Source organism: Mesonia aquimarina (assembly GCF_003667275.1).
GTDB lineage: Bacteria > Bacteroidota > Bacteroidia > Flavobacteriales > Flavobacteriaceae > Mesonia > Mesonia aquimarina.
The window spans coordinates 29753-45260 of sequence record NZ_RCNV01000008.1 but is presented as its reverse complement, the minus strand read 5'-3'; the positions used below and the strand labels follow the sequence as shown (position 1 = coordinate 45260).

14 protein-coding genes are annotated in these 15508 nt (G+C 34.3%); 8 read left to right on the top strand and 6 right to left on the bottom strand.

Going from position 1 to position 15508, the window contains the following annotated elements; all coding sequences use genetic code 11:
* Position 1: 1 nt before the first annotated feature.
* The gene (locus D9R05_RS10875; protein ID WP_121667256.1) at positions 2-3127 is read right to left on the bottom strand and encodes a UvrD-helicase domain-containing protein; all 3126 of its coding nucleotides are present in this window, start codon (positions 3125-3127) and stop codon (positions 2-4) included.
* A 200-nt stretch (positions 3128-3327) separates the two neighbouring features.
* Between D9R05_RS10875 and D9R05_RS10870 the strand changes: the two genes are divergently transcribed.
* The gene (locus tag D9R05_RS10870) at positions 3328-3936 is read left to right on the top strand and encodes a superoxide dismutase (RefSeq protein WP_121667255.1); all 609 of its coding nucleotides are present in this window, start codon (positions 3328-3330) and stop codon (positions 3934-3936) included.
* A 287-nt stretch (positions 3937-4223) separates the two neighbouring features.
* Here the strand turns inward: D9R05_RS10870 and D9R05_RS10865 are convergent, their stop codons facing one another.
* The 4 genes from D9R05_RS10865 to purN form a co-directional block, all read right to left on the bottom strand.
* Positions 4224-6122, bottom strand: coding sequence for an amidophosphoribosyltransferase (locus D9R05_RS10865; protein ID WP_121667254.1), 1899 nt, complete (start codon positions 6120-6122; stop codon positions 4224-4226).
* A gap of 69 nt (positions 6123-6191) precedes the next feature.
* The gene (locus D9R05_RS10860) at positions 6192-7115 is read right to left on the bottom strand and encodes a PfkB family carbohydrate kinase (protein ID WP_121667253.1); all 924 of its coding nucleotides are present in this window, start codon (positions 7113-7115) and stop codon (positions 6192-6194) included.
* A 569-nt stretch (positions 7116-7684) separates the two neighbouring features.
* Entirely contained in the window at positions 7685-8326 is a 642-nt protein-coding gene (locus tag D9R05_RS10850) for a ribonuclease H1 domain-containing protein (protein ID WP_121667251.1), read from the bottom strand.
* A complete protein-coding gene (purN, locus tag D9R05_RS10845; protein ID WP_240463034.1) occupies positions 8319-8921 on the bottom strand; it encodes a phosphoribosylglycinamide formyltransferase in 603 nt (200 codons plus the stop codon). Before purN ends, D9R05_RS10850 begins: the two co-directional genes overlap by 8 nt.
* Positions 8922-9069: 148 nt before the next feature.
* Here purN and D9R05_RS10840 point away from each other — a divergent pair, with 148 nt between their 5' ends.
* The 6 genes from D9R05_RS10840 (at position 9070) to D9R05_RS10815 (ending at position 13892) form a co-directional block, all read left to right on the top strand.
* Positions 9070-9306 carry an acyl carrier protein gene (locus D9R05_RS10840; protein ID WP_093141106.1) on the top strand — a complete coding sequence of 79 codons (237 nt, stop codon included), beginning with the start codon at positions 9070-9072 and terminating at the stop codon, positions 9304-9306.
* A 12-nt stretch (positions 9307-9318) separates the two neighbouring features.
* Complete coding sequence (gene fabF / locus D9R05_RS10835; protein ID WP_121667249.1) at positions 9319-10572, top strand: beta-ketoacyl-ACP synthase II; 1254 nt, start codon at positions 9319-9321, stop codon at positions 10570-10572.
* A 10-nt stretch (positions 10573-10582) separates the two neighbouring features.
* On the top strand, positions 10583-11311 hold the full coding sequence (rnc, locus tag D9R05_RS10830; protein ID WP_121667248.1) for a ribonuclease III: 729 nt from the start codon (positions 10583-10585) through the stop codon (positions 11309-11311).
* Between the two features lie 96 nt (positions 11312-11407).
* Positions 11408-11890, top strand: a complete 483-nt coding sequence (locus D9R05_RS10825; protein WP_121667247.1) for an IPExxxVDY family protein — start codon at positions 11408-11410, stop codon at positions 11888-11890.
* Entirely contained in the window at positions 11890-13320 is a 1431-nt protein-coding gene (gene pyk / locus D9R05_RS10820) for a pyruvate kinase (RefSeq protein ID WP_121667246.1), read from the top strand. The genes D9R05_RS10825 and pyk overlap by 1 nt, the downstream gene beginning before the upstream one ends.
* 83 nt (positions 13321-13403) lie before the next feature.
* The gene (locus tag D9R05_RS10815; RefSeq protein ID WP_162984956.1) at positions 13404-13892 is read left to right on the top strand and encodes a hypothetical protein; all 489 of its coding nucleotides are present in this window, start codon (positions 13404-13406) and stop codon (positions 13890-13892) included.
* On the opposite strand, the gene dinB is transcribed toward D9R05_RS10815, so the two are convergent.
* On the bottom strand, positions 13876-14970 hold the full coding sequence (dinB, locus tag D9R05_RS10810) for a DNA polymerase IV (protein WP_121667374.1): 1095 nt from the start codon (positions 14968-14970) through the stop codon (positions 13876-13878). The two genes, D9R05_RS10815 and dinB, sit on opposite strands and share 17 nt — an antisense overlap.
* A gap of 104 nt (positions 14971-15074) precedes the next feature.
* Here dinB and D9R05_RS10805 point away from each other — a divergent pair, with 104 nt between their 5' ends.
* Positions 15075-15503, top strand: a complete 429-nt coding sequence (locus D9R05_RS10805) for a DUF1801 domain-containing protein (protein WP_121667244.1) — start codon at positions 15075-15077, stop codon at positions 15501-15503.
* Positions 15504-15508 lie beyond the last annotated feature (5 nt).

Genomic DNA, 15508 nt, shown 5'->3' with positions numbered 1-15508 from the left:
ATTAAACATTCTTTATCGTAACCTCATCATTTAAATAGACCAATAGTTTTTTGTCTATCTGATAACCCATTTCCTCAATAGCATTTGCATAATTGAGTATTTGCTGTGTGTGGCTTGTAGAAAAGCTTCCGGTTTTATAATCTATAATACTTGCGCTGTTGCCTTGAATGCATAACCGGTCTAAACGCTTATACTCGCCTTGCGTAAGTATCTCTTCTTCATTAAATATGTGATAAGCTTCAGTATAAAATTCAGCTAAATCAGGATGATTTAATACTATATATAATAATTCTTTATAATGCTGCTGCTCTTTTTTTACCAGCAAACCTTCTAAAACCGCTTGCTCTAGCACATCTTCTACATCTTCTTTATATTTTATGCGATATAAAATTTCGTGTATTAGATTTCCTTCTCGAATGGCTTTTTCTTGGGAGGTTTGCCAAAGACTTCCCGATTTGGTGATAATACTTAAATTATGATCTGCCGGAGCAGAAGAAATAAATTCTAATACTGAAGTACTCTCCTCTTTTTTTATGGCAGAAGAAAATTCAGGCAAATCACCAAATTCATATTCCTGAATTTCAGCGTTCCATTTTTCTTGTGCTTTTAGATAATTGATAAAAAGTCCCGAAAAAGTAGTGGTTTTTTCTTGTCCATTTCTATCTAAGTCAAGTTTAGAAATCACGTACAACTGCTGTTCTGCACGCGTTAATGCAACATACAAAACATTTAAAGCATCCAATTCATTTTGATTGACCAATTGCTCATAAAGTGCAGCACTATTTTCTGAATAATGCGTCATATTTTTTTTGGCATCTAAATAGGCTATAGGAATACTGTTTGGTTTTTCTGTTAACGGCACCCACAACGAATCTAAGCGCGTATCGTTTAAAGGCTGATTAGCAAAGGGGTAAATAACAATAGGAAACTCTAAGCCTTTAGATTTATGAACCGTCATAATTTGTACGGCATCTTCTCCTTCCGGTGCTACAATACTCAGTTTTTCCTTTTTGTTTTCCCAATAGTCTAAAAATCCGGCAACACCGCTACTGTGATTTTGTACAAATTCATAAATTACATCCAAGAAAAATTGAAGATATGCGTTTGCTTCAGAAGAAAGTGAAAAACTTCTAATAATGTATTCTACTGCATCATATAACGGAAAACGCTGTAAAACAGTTAGGTTAAAGTGGACATTTATTTCTTTAAATTGACTAAAAAAAGCAGCGCCGTTTTCTTGTAAATATTTGCTTACAAACTGATAATGATTTTCTTCTGGAGCAATTTCTTCAAATAAAAAATCAAGGATTTCAAATTTTAAATCAGCATCTGTCGGTCGGAGTGAAAAAGCTAACACCGAAGTCATAAACCTAACTTTAGGCGATTGGTTTATTAACAGCGTTTCTGAAGAAATAATAGGAATTTGGTGTTCGTTCAAAAAGTTAGCCACCGCAATTCCTTCAGCTTTTTTCCGCACTAAAATACAAATGTCTTTTTTAGCGTAATTTTTTTCCTCTAATTGCTCAATAATTGCCAGCACTTTTTCGGGGTAAACATCGTATTCTTCTTTTTTATTTTGTGCCTCCACAAAACTGATATTAACGTAACCGCCGGCTTCTTTTTTTATTTCTTGTGTGGCATTTTTAAATAATTCTTCATAAACATCGAGGGATAAAAACTGAGCAGCATGGGCAAAGAATTGATTATTAAAATTAACAATCTCCGGTTGACTTCTATAATTTGCGGGAAGTTTTATCGGTTCTTGTTCTATAGGGAAAACCGGCTCTTTTTGGGCTAACTTTATAAACTGCTCTGCTTTACCGCCACGCCAACGATAAATAGACTGTTTTGCATCGCCCACCAAACTTAAACTTCCTGTGCCAGAAGCGAGGTTGTTTTCAATTAACGGAATTAAATTTTGCCATTGCAATTGGGAAGTGTCTTGAAATTCATCAATAAAATAATGGCGATAACGCTCACCTAAGCGCTCATAAATAAAAGGCGCCGGTTGGTGCTGTATGCTTTTACTGATTTTTTGATTAAATTCTGATATCAACAAAAGTTTGCGTTCTTTTTTAATGCGGTCCACTTCTTGATTTATAGCCGTTAACAAAGAAAGTGGCGTTATTTTTTTCTGAATTTCTTTAAGAAAATCGAGTTTGTACAAAAGCTCTTCGCTTTCAGTATATAAACCAGCTATTTTGGGCTGAAATTTATCGAGTAGAATTTTATCTTCTTCAGTTGCTTTTTTAGGATATAAACTAGCCGTTGCTATATTTTCTTGCCATTTAGCTTTTGGTTTGTATAAGGTTGACAAATTATTATCAACTAATTTCTGAAAATATTTTGGCACATAATTTCCGCTGAAACTTTTAGAATCAATTTGATGCTTGGTCAATAACTGAAAAAAATCTTTACCAATATTATTGATTTTTTCAGTTGATTTTTTTTGCTCTACTTTTAATTCTTCCGCGAAAGCGTTAAAATCATCTAAGGTTTTATTCCGTAAAACTTGTAAAGCGGTTAAGTTATTTTCATTGACCAATAAATTAGCAATTTCATATAAATCTCGAGAAATATCCCAGCTTTTATCGTCATCGGCTTTGCTAAGTGCAAAATTCACCAAAACTTTTGTAAGCTGTTTATCTTCACCCGCTTTTGCTACAAGCCGATCTACTGCTTCATGCAAAATAGATTCGGTATCTAATTCAACTTCAAAATTTACGGGGATTCCTAAATCTTTTGCAAAGGTTCGTAAAATGCGATGTGTAAATCCATCGATGGTTGAAATTTCAAAAGCTGCATAATTATGCAGTAAACTTTTTAGAATCTGTTTAGACTTTTGTTGAATTTCATTGGCAGGAAGTCCTGTTTTCCGCTGAATTTCGACAAAAATCTGTTTATACTTTTCTGGAATCTCTTCTTCTGTAAATGCAGTAATTGTAGCAATTACCCTAGATTTCATTTCATTTACCGCTTTATTGGTAAAAGTAATTGCCAGAATATTTTTATAGGCATCTTTTTGCGGACTTAATAAAAGAATAGAAAGATAGTTTACAACTAAGGTAAATGTTTTTCCACTGCCTGCCGAAGCATCGTAAACCGTAAAAGGATGCGTGTTTTTCAAACTGAATTTTTGTCTAAAATAATTATTGTGATTGGGCTTGACAAATTTATATATTTAATAGTCTACTTCTATTCACTATAAAAAATTACAATTAAACAAAACCTGCTTTTAAGTAATTTATAACATTTAATTATTTTAAATGTTCTCTTTAATAATTATTTTTGATCGAATTTAATATTAACAAGAAAAAACTATTCATTATGGCTTTTGAACAACCAAAATTGAAATATGCATACGATGCACTAGAACCAAATATTGATGCACAAACTATGGAAGTGCATTACAGCAAGCATCATGCTGGATATACAAAAAAATTAAACAATGCAATTGAAGGAACAGATTTAGCCGGAAAGAACATTGAAAACATTATGGTAAACCTAGATATGTCTAATACTGCTGTAAGAAACAACGGCGGCGGTTTTTATAACCACAATTTATTCTGGGAAGTAATGTCTCCAAACGGCGGTGGAAAACCTACAGGCGATTTAGCCGAAGCGATCAATGATAAGTTTGGTTCTTTTGAAGCATTTAAAGAAGAATTTGCAAAAGCAGCTGCAGGTCAATTTGGATCTGGATGGGCTTGGCTTTGCGTGCACGAAGGAGGAAAAGTAGACATTTGCTCTACTCCAAATCAAGATAACCCGTTAATGCCAGGTGTTGGCTGTGGAGGTCACCCAATTTTAGGATTAGATGTTTGGGAACACGCTTATTATTTAAAATATCAAAACAAACGTCCAGATTATATTAATGCATTTTTTAATGTAATTAACTGGGAAGAGGTTTCTGCAAAATATGCAAAATCAAAATAGTTTATTTGCTTAAGTAAAATTTTAAAAGCCGTCTCAATACTGAGACGGCTTTTTTATTTCGACACTCTTTTAAAGTGAATATTATTTCATCTATTTTTTATCAATTAATCCAGAAATAAAAAAGGCGGTTTTAACAACCACCTTTTTTGCCCCAAATTTTACCATAAACTTAACCTACTTATGTTATGGTGCATTAAATATATTATTTTTTTATTAGTTTATGAAATAAAATGTTATTTTTTAACTAATTAGCTTTAAAAATTACTAAATCAATAATACAAAACTTCTTAGTAAGCTCGTTCTTTATTTCCTTCGAAAAAATTAATGAAAGCTCTATTTACTACTCGGTTTCCTCCCGGTGTTGGGTATTCTCCTGTAAAATACCAATCACCTAAATTATGTGGACAAGCTTGATGCAATTTATCTACCGTTTGGTAAATTACCTTTACCTCCGCATTAATAGTTTCATCACTTAATAACTCTGCTATTTTATCTGAAATCTGCTGATCTGTAAATGGCGCATAAATTTCTTTTACAAAGTTGTACACTTCGCTATCTTCTAAATCTACTTGTGCTTTGCATTTTTTGTACACCTCTTCTACAACTTCATAGTTGTTATTCTCTTTGAGCAATTCTAACGCTGCTTTAAAAGCAACAAAATCTTCTAAACGCGCCATATCTATACCGTAACAATCAGGATATCGAATTTGCGGAGCTGAAGAAACCACGACTATTTTCTTAGGCTCTAAACGATCCATCATTTTAAGAATACTTTTTTTAAGCGTGGTACCCCGTACAATAGAATCGTCAATAATAACTAAATTATCTTTAGGTTTTACTACGCCATAAGTAACATCGTACACGTGCGCTACCAAATCATCTCTACTGCTATCTTCCGTAATAAAGGTTCGCAGTTTTGCGTCTTTAATAGCAATTTTCTCCGTACGTAAACGATGCGATAAAATTTCAGTTAAGCGTTCATCAGTTAAGTTTTCTTTTTCCTGAAGAATCGCCTCATTTTTTTGTCGGTTTAATTCATCTTGCGCTGCTTCAACCATTCCGTAAAATGACGTTTCTGCCGTATTAGGAATAAAAGAGAAAACAGAGTTTATCGTGTCGTAATCTATCGCTTTCAATACATCGGGCATAATAAATTTTCCGAGTTGTTTACGCTCTTCATAGATTTCTGCATCACTTCCTCTAGAAAAATAAATACGCTCAAAAGAACAAGCTTTTCGCTCTAAAGGTTCTATAATTTTCTTGATGGTTGTTGTTCCGTTTTTCTTGGTAATTAACGCATGCCCCGGAGGAAGTTCTGTAACCTCATCAAAAGGAACATTAAATACGGTTTGTATAACCGGACGCTCTGAAGCCACTACCACCACTTCATCATCTTTATAATAATATGCCGGGCGAATTCCTGCCGGATCACGCAATACAAAAGAATCTCCGTGACCCATTAAGCCAGCCATAGCGTAGCCACCATCCCAATCTTTTGAAGATTTTCTAAGGATTTTTGCTACGTTAAGCATTTCGGCAATATGTGGCGAGGCTTCTCTTTTGCTGTAGCCTTGTTTTTTTAATTTCTTATAAAGTTTACGAACTTCAGAATCTAAAAAGTGTCCGATTTTTTCCATTACCGTAACGGTATCGGCTCTTTCTTTTGGGTGCTGACCAAGTTCAACCAAATTGTCAAACAACTTAAATACATTGGTCATATTAAAGTTACCGGCCAAAATTAGGTTTCGGTGCATCCAGTTATTTTGACGCAAAAATGGATGTACACTTTCAATACTATTTTTTCCAAACGTACCGTAACGTACGTGCCCTAAAAATAATTCACCTATATAAGGAAGGTTTTTTTTCTGAGCTTCAACATCATCAGCATATTCCGGATGTTGCTTCATCTCATCATTAATACGGTCGTTAATTTGCGCAAAAATATCTTGAATAGGTTGCGCTTGGTTAGAACGCACGCGACTAATGTAACGCTCTCCCGGCTGTGTATCTAGTTTTATACTTGCCAACCCGGCTCCATCTTGCCCGCGGTTGTGCTGTTTTTCCATCAATAAGTACATTTTATTGAGACCATAAAATGCCGTTCCGTATTTCTCTTTATAGTATTCAAGAGGTTTTAAGAGTCTAACTTGTGCTATTCCGCATTCGTGTTTTAAAGCGTCGCTCATAATGTATTGCCTGGGTTGTATGTTATTGCTTTTGCTAAAAAAACCCCGTAAAAACAGGGCGTATTTTTATTAATTTAAATCTATTTTAAACTGCGTAAGCGATTTAAAAACATTTAATCGTTTTTCTATTTCTTCATCCGTTAAGCTTAGCATTCTTTCTGTACCGAATTTTTCTACACAAAAAGAGGCTAAATTAGAGCCATAAATAATGGCATTCTTCATATTTTTAAAAGAATAATCTTCAGTTTTTGCTAAATAACCCGAAAAACCTCCGGCAAATGTATCGCCTGCTCCGGTAGGATCAAACACTTCTTCTAGTGGAAGTGCGGGCGCAAAAAACATTTCGTCTTTATGAAATAATAAAGCGCCGTGTTCTCCTTTTTTAATCACTACATAACTTGGTCCCATTTCCTGAATCTTCCGAGCTGCTTTTACCAAAGAATATTCGCCGGAAAGCTGACGTGCTTCTTCATCATTTATCGTTACTACATCTACTTTGGCAATGACTTGCTTTAATTCTTCCAATGCATTATCCATCCAAAAATTCATCGTATCTAATACAATGAGTTTCGGACTTTTCATTTGATTAATCACTTCTAACTGAACAAGCGGATGCAAATTTCCCAGCATCACAATTTCTGCATCTTGATAATTTGCAGGAACTTTGGGTTGAAAATCTGCCAGCACATTAAGTTGCGTATCTAAGGTGTCGCGCGTATTCATATCATTATGATAACGCCCGCTCCAGAAAAAAGTTTTTCCGTCTTGTACAACTTCTAAACCTTCTAAATTTACGTTACGATCTTTTAGAATATTGGTATATTCTTCGGGAAAATCATTTCCTACTACCGAAACAATTGCGTTATCTACGCCAAATTTTTCTGCCGCTAAAGCGATGTAAGTTCCCGCGCCTCCTAATATTTTATCAGTTTTGCCAAAAGGTGTTTCAATGGCATCAAAAGCGACGGTTCCTACAATTACTAATTTACTCATGTACTCACTAATTTGCTGCAAATATAAGACGATTAAAACAATAATCCAGTTTGGATGTGCTTGGTCTTTATTTTGTTGATATCCTTACAGATTTAGAAATTCATCATTTATTTTTTTTGGCTGAAATAAATCCTATTTTTAATCAAAAAAAATTCTATCATGAAACTTATTTATTACTATTCTATCGGCTGTATTATAGGAATAATTGCGTTTTATATCGATAATTACACGCTTCAACTTAGCCTCCGAATAGGAGGAATCACTTGTATTATTCTAGGGATTTACATTTATCTTAGGAAATAAGATTGCAGCTTCTAAAAATGTTTTTTTACTTGCATCCTTCAATCGAAAATTTACAACAAAACGAAAAAATGAACGATACGCTCAAAAAAATTCTCACCGAATTTAGCAAACCCATTTTATTTTTTTCCTGCCTACTTATTTTTGGAGTTATAAATACTACATCCTATATCGGGCTTTCTTTTATTGGTCTTTTTATTCTGTATTTCACCTTTACAGGAATTAAAGTCTATAAAGAGTCGAAGCGTAAAAAAGTATAGATAACATTTTTATTTCCTCCCAAAATCTGCGGGAATTTCTCCCCAGCGTTTGGTTTCCCATTTTAAAATGGGGGTAGAAAAGGTGTTTTCGTGTAACCATTTTTCAGCGCGGGAAATAAATTCAAACAAATCTTTATTTTTAGCAGAAGGCTTTAATTTGGTATTACACTTTTTTTTGTAAATCCACCCAATCGCAATTTTAGAATCCGAATAAATTACACGCTCACTTTTTTTATTTTTTAGTAATGCCAAGCCGTGAACCAGCGCTAAAAATTCGCCAATATTATTGGTTCCTTCCGCAAACGGCCCTTGATGAAATAATTGCTTTTTGCTTTGCGTAATTACGCCACGATATTCCATTTTTCCGGGATTTCCGCTAGAAGCTGCGTCTACCGCAATTGAATTAAAATTAACTTCTTTTTTCAGTAATTCTAATTGTGCTGCAGAAGTATACGAGGTTTTTTTTGAAACCGATTTTCTATAGTCATTAAAACTTTTATCAAAAGCAATTTTCGCTTCTTTTAAGGAAGTAAAGGATTTGTATTGCGCACCTTGATAACCTTCAACCGCTTTTTTACATGATTTCCAGTTTTCGTAAATACCGGGTTGGTGACCTTTCCAAACCACATAAAATTTTTTGGGTTTAGCCATGCTGCTTTTTCGTTAAGATTTCTTCAATCACTTCAGGAAAGTGTTTATGCTCTAACGTTTTTATTTTTTTCTTTAAAGAAGTTAAATCATCTGCAGGATCTAATTTTACCGGAAATTGTTTAATTATTTTTCCTTCGTCATATTCTTCATTTACATAATGAATACTAATCCCGGTTTCATCCTCTTTATTTTCCAATACCGCTTTATGAACATTATCGCCATACATACCTTTTCCCCCATATTTTGGAAGCAATGCCGGATGAATATTGATAATTTTATCTGGAAATTCCTGAATAATATTTTCGGGCATCATCCATAAAAACCCTGCTAAAACAATTAAATCAGGATCTACATCTTGCAACACATGTAAAACTTCATTGGTACTGTAAAAAGCAGACCGATCAAAGTGTAACGCGTTAATTTTGAGATCATGAGCAGTTTTAAGTACCTTCGCTCTAATATTATTTGAAAGTACATGAGTAACTTTTATATTATTTTGATTAGAAAAATATTGAATAATATTTTTAGCATTAGTACCTTCGCCAGACGCAAAGATTACAATATTCTTCTGATAGGGAGTTTGTTGTGCTTTCAAAACCATTAAAATTAACAATTATTAAGGTGTAAAAATAGTTACTTCATTTAAAAATATGTAAATTGATGCACATTTTTAGCATTAAAACTTGTTTTAAACTAAAGTTTTTTATTTTTGCCACTTAATCAAATTTAAAAATTAAAAGATTATGTCAGACATTGCATCAAGAGTAAAAGCAATTATCGTTGATAAATTAGGAGTTGACGAAAACGAAGTAGTGAACGAAGCTAGTTTCACAAACGATTTAGGCGCGGATTCTTTAGATACCGTAGAATTAATTATGGAATTCGAAAAGGAATTCGACATTCAGATTCCAGATGACCAAGCAGAAAACATTGCAACTGTAGGTCAAGCGATCTCTTACATTGAAGAAGCAAAAAAATAATAAGCGATAACTATGGAGTTAAAGCGAGTAGTAGTTACAGGTTTAGGTGCGTTAACCCCAATTGGTAACAATATTGAAGAATATTGGGACGGCTTGGTTAATGGTAAAAGTGGGAGTGCTCCCATTACCTATTTTGATACCGAGAAATTTAAAACGAAGTTCGCTTGCGAAATTAAAGGCTTCAACTTTAACGATTATTTTGATCGTAAGGAAATTCGTCGCCTCGATAAATTTGCCCAATACGCATTGGTTTCATCTGATGAAGCTATAAAAGATTCCGGTATTAATTTAGATACCGTAAACAAACATCGTGTTGGAGTAATTTGGGGAGCCGGAATTGGAGGGCTAGAAACCTTTCAAGAAGAAGTTAAAAATTTTGCAAATGGAGACGGAACTCCTCGTTTTAACCCGTTCTTTATCCCAAAAATGATTGCAGATATTGCTCCGGGTAATATTTCGATTAAACATGGGTTTATGGGGCCAAACTACACAACGGTTTCCGCTTGTGCTTCTTCAGCAAACGCCATGATAGATGCGTTAAACTATATCCGTTTAGGACATAGTGACGTTATTGTTACCGGTGGTAGCGAAGCAGCTGTAACACAAGCAGGAATGGGTGGTTTTAACGCGATGCATGCTTTATCGACTAGGAATGAAGAGCCCGCTAAAGCATCAAGACCTTTTGATGCTACCCGAGACGGTTTTGTCTTAGGTGAAGGGTCTGGTTCGTTAATTCTAGAAGAATATGAGCACGCAAAAGCAAGAGGAGCAAAAATTTATGCCGAAGTTTTAGGAGGCGGTATGTCTTCTGATGCTTATCATATGACAGCACCACACCCAGATGGCACCGGAGTAGTTGCCGTAATGGAAAATTGTTTGCAGAATGCAGGTCTAAAACCTGAAGATGTAGATGCCATTAATACGCATGGAACTTCTACCCCATTAGGCGATGTGGCAGAATTAAAAGCCATAACTAATGTGTTTGGAGCGCATGCAAAAAGCATCAACATTAATTCTACAAAATCTATGACGGGGCATTTATTAGGTGCTGCAGGAGCTATAGAAGCAATTGCTTCTATTTTAGCCATGCAACATAGTATAGTGCCACCTACCATAAATCATGAAGTTGTGGATGATAAAATCGATCCGAATTTAAATTTAACCTTAAATAAAGCACAAAAGCGTGAAGTAAATGTTGCTATGAGCAACACCTTTGGGTTTGGAGGCCACAATGCCTGCGTTTTATTTAAAAAATTAAGCGAATAATAATTCATTCATGAATGTTATTCGAACCATATTAAACTCTCGCTCTAACAAGGGCGAGAGTTTTTTTTCTTCTATACAGAAAATTATCGGTTTTAAGCCAAAGAAAATTTCTCATTATCAACGTGCTTTTATTCACCGTTCGCTTCATAAAAAAGACAAATTTGGTAACGATTTAAACTTTGAACGATTAGAGTTTTTAGGAGATGCCATGCTTAGCGCAGTAATTGCCGCTTATCTTTTTAACGAAGTTCCTAGCGGAGACGAGGGTTATCTCACTAAAATGAGATCTAAAGTAGTAAGCCGAAAACACCTTAATGAACTCGGTAAAGACCTCAATCTTATTCGTTTTGTACAAACCAATATTTCGCAAGATCAATTTGGTGTAAATATTCACGGAAATTTATTTGAATCCCTCATCGGCGCAATTTACCTGGATAGAGGCTATAAATATTGCGAAAAATTTATTCAAGAACGCGTTATTGAGCCTTATGTAGACATAGGAAAATTAGAAGGGAAAGTAATTAGTTATAAAAGCCTTTTGATTGAATGGTGCCAAAAAGAGAAAAAAGAATTCTCCTACGAGGTCTATGAAGATACCGGAAAAGATGAAGTAAAACATTTTGCGGTTAAACTTTGGATAGATAAAAATGTAGTTTCAAAAGCTCGTGCCACTTCAAAAAAGAAAGCTGAAGAAAAAGCATCTAAACGTGCTTATTACGCTTTTCAAGATCGCTTTTAAAGTAAAATAGATCAAAAATATTCACGGTTTTTTAACCTTGGCCTGCTCGTTTTCCCGTAAACTTATAGTATCTTTATCTTGTTTAAGAACATAGTTATGACGGTTAACAAACTAGTTTTAGACGCATTTACAGAAGACGACTACAAACTTATTGCCATACACTCCTCTATAGAAGCTTATAAACTAGCTTTTTTTTTGAATAAACTACTTGACATAAAGCTAGCGCGAGAAGAATGCGATGTAGATTTTAACCACAAGCATGGAATCGCTTATTATCCTTTATTTAGTTATTTTAGTAAAAGTTTAGGTTGCAATTATTATCTAGTAGCCAATAAATACAAAATAAAAAGAGAAGAGATTGTACTGCATGACCAGTTGTTTTTAGAAGAAGAAAAAATAACAACACATCTACTTCCTGAATATAAAAATGTAGATTATCTTCTAAAAGTTGAAGATTCTACCGAAATGTTAAGTGTAAAAAAATTACTCTTAGACATTAATAAAATTCAACAGGTAGTGACGGCTTATGAAGTCGACATAAGTACTTTAAAATCTAATGAAAATTTAATTTTTAACTAATGCAAAGTTTAAAAAAAACCAAAATAGTTGCCACCCTAGGACCAGCAACAAGCTCTAAAGCAATTCTAAAAAAAATGCTGGAAAGTGGCGTTAATATTTTTCGAATTAATTTTTCGCACGCCAACTATGAAGATGTTCGAGATCGTATAAAAATCATTAGAGAGTTAAATGACAAATATGGTTTTAATGCCGGTATTTTAGGTGATTTACAAGGTCCGAAACTTCGTGTGGGAATCATGAAAGAAGAGGTAGTCGTAAACCGCGGAGATCGCATCACCTTTGTTACCGGAAAAGAGTTTAAAGGTACTGCAACTCATATTTATATGAATTATGAGAGTTTTGCAAGAGATGTAAAACCCAAAGAAAAAATATTACTAGATGATGGTAAACTTATTTTTGAAGTGGTAAAAACCAACGAAAAAAATGAAGTTGAAGCCAAAGTTTTACAAGGCGGACCGCTGCGTTCTAGAAAAGGAGTTAATTTACCAAACACTAGTATTTCTCTACCGGCCTTAACCGAAAAAGATGTTCGAGATGCTCATTTTGCAATAGAACAAGAAGTAGATTGGATTGCGCTTTCTTTTGTACGCCACGCTGAAGATTTGATGGAACTCCAAAAAATTATAGAAGAAAAAAGTCCCCATAAAATTCCGATTATCGCAAAAATTGAAAAACCGGAAGGCGTTAAAAATATAGATAAAATTGTGGCTTACTGTGATGGGTTAATGGTTGCTAGAGGCGATCTTGGAGTAGAAATTCCTGCCCATGAAGTTCCGCTCATTCAAAAAGAATTAGTCTTAAAAGCAAAACGAGCTAGAATTCCGGTAATCATTGCTACACAAATGATGGAAACAATGATTAACAGCTTAACACCTACAAGAGCTGAAGTTAATGATGTAGCAAATTCTGTGATGGATGGTGCCGATGCAGTAATGTTAAGTGGTGAAACCTCAGTGGGAAAGTACCCCGTAGAAGTCATTAAAAAAATGACACAAATTGTTAGAAGTGTAGAGCATTCTAAACTCATTAATGTACCACACGAACCACCACATATACGAACCAAACGCTATATTACCAAGGCGGTTTGTTATCATGCTGCTGTTATGGCCAATGAGATTAAAGCCAAAGCTATTTGTACATTAACCAATAGTGGTTACACCGCATTTCAAATTTCTGCATGGCGACCGGAAGCTTATATTCTAGCATTTACTTCCAATAAAAAAATATTAAGTCAGTTAAGTTTACTTTGGGGTGTAAACGCCTATTATTACGATAAATTTGTAAGCACAGACGAAACTGTAGATGATGTAAACCGTATTGCAAAAGAAAAAAAGTATGTCAAAAAAGACGACTTTATTGTTAACCTTGCTGCTATGCCAATAGATGATAAAGGTATGGTAAACACTTTACGTGTTTCTGAAATCTCATAACTATTTAGTCGCAGTGGGTTTTTTAAGCTCGCTGCGAATTTATATTCTATACACCGTCAAAAAATAACAATCTCTAACGCGCCGTGAAGAAAAAGATTATTCTCCTCAGCATTATTCAAATTTTATTTGTCGTTGGACTTTATTTTTTATTGACTTCCTTTATTTCAGATGATTCTTGGCAGTCTTCTTTAATTCGAAGTGCTGTCTTTGGCTTATTTTATTTCTTTCTTTTTCCTAAAATTTATTCCCTATTTTCAACTATTAAAGTACCGAAAGAATATAGGTTTACAGCGGATGAGAAATTGCTTTTTGAAACAATGGTATTTAGTATTGGAATAGCCTTTCCGGAAAAAACAAGCCTAAAAATCACTAATAAAAATATCATTTACAGAATATATTCTAGCGATAAAATTATTCCGCTGGAAAATATTGAAGAAATAAGCGCTAAAAAATTAGATCTTATTCTCCAATATAGGTATGGAAATAAACCTGCAAAAATGAATTTTATAACCGATGAGATTGATACTATTTTAAACTACCTTCCTAAGTTACCAGTTAAAACCCAAATTTAAGCTGAACATAGACTTCTTCTTTTGGTGTATCTTCTTTTTGGTTTTTATCAGTATTTAGGTTAGACAAAGAAATGCCCAATAAACGAACTGAATTTTTCATTTTTTCTTGATACAACAAATCTTTAGCCACTTCTAAAATAAGCGCGTTTGTCGCGATGTAATACGATAAGGTTTTACTTCTAGTTTGCAAGCTGAAATCACTGTATTTAATTTTTAACGTCACTGTTTTTCCAGCTACCTTACTTTTACTCAATCGGCGTTCTATTTCTTCGGCGATATGTTCTAAACGCTCAAGCATAAAAATTTCTGAAGAGATATTCTCAGAAAACGTACGTTCGGCGCCAAGTGATTTTCTGATACGGTGCGGCTTTACTTCACTTAAGTGAATGCCTCGTACCACATTGAAATAATGATGCCCACTTTTTCCGAAATTTTCGGTTAAAAATTCCACTGACTTTTGTTTTAAATCAGCTCCGGTAAAAATTCCTAAACGGTACATTTTTTCTGCCGTAACTTTGCCGACACCATGGAATTTCCTGATTTCTAAATCTTCTAAAAAAGAGGTGACTTCAGCCGGGTAAACCGTTTTTTGTCCGTTTGGTTTATTAAAATCGCTCGCAATTTTAGCCACAAATTTATTGATCGATATTCCTGCGGAAGCATTTAATCCGGTTTTTTCTTTAATCTTTTTCCTTATTTCTTCTGCGATAAGCGTGGCACTTGGATTTCCTTTTTTATTTTCAGTAACATCCAAGTAAGCCTCATCTAAAGAAAGAGGCTCTACCAAATCCGTATATTCAAAAAATATTTTACGTATCTGTTGCGAAATTTCTCGGTACCGGTCAAAACGTGTTTTAACAAAAATAAGATGCGGACACAATTTTTTAGCAATGCTACCACTCATCGCGCTTCGCACACCAAATTTACGCGCTTCGTAGCTTGCAGCGCTTACCACGCCACGTTTAGAACCTCCGCCAACAGCAATGGCTTTTCCTCGTAATTCTGGATTATCCAACTGTTCTACAGACGCATAAAATGCATCCATATCTACGTGAATTATTTTTCTTATAGCTTTCATGGCGTTCAACAAAGGTAGAATTTATCACTTAAAAATTAGCTTTAAAATTTGATACTCAACAAAACAAATTATCTTTATCATATAGATCCTTAAATAAAGTCGCGATGGAAAACCTACCCCTTAAAACAAGTCGTGAAGTTGAAAAAGTATATCAAGGCTATCCTGATTGTGTACGTACGCAAATGAAGCAATTACGAAAGCTAATCATCGATACGGCTAAAGAAATGGAAGAAATCACGCAATTGGAAGAAAGCTTAAAATGGGGCGAACCCAGTTTTATTACTCCCATAGGAAGCACTATAAGAATTGATTGGAAAGAAAAGCAACCCGATTTTTATGCCATCTATTTTTCTTGTACAAGTAAACTTATTCCTACATTTCGACTGGTTTATAAGGATATTTTTTCTTTTGAAGGAAGTCGCGCTATTCAGTTTAAACTCGATGAAAAAATTCAAAAAACTGCCTTAAAAAAATGTATTACCGCTGCGCTACAGTATCATAAAGTAAAACACTTATTTAACTTAGGAATGTAAATATT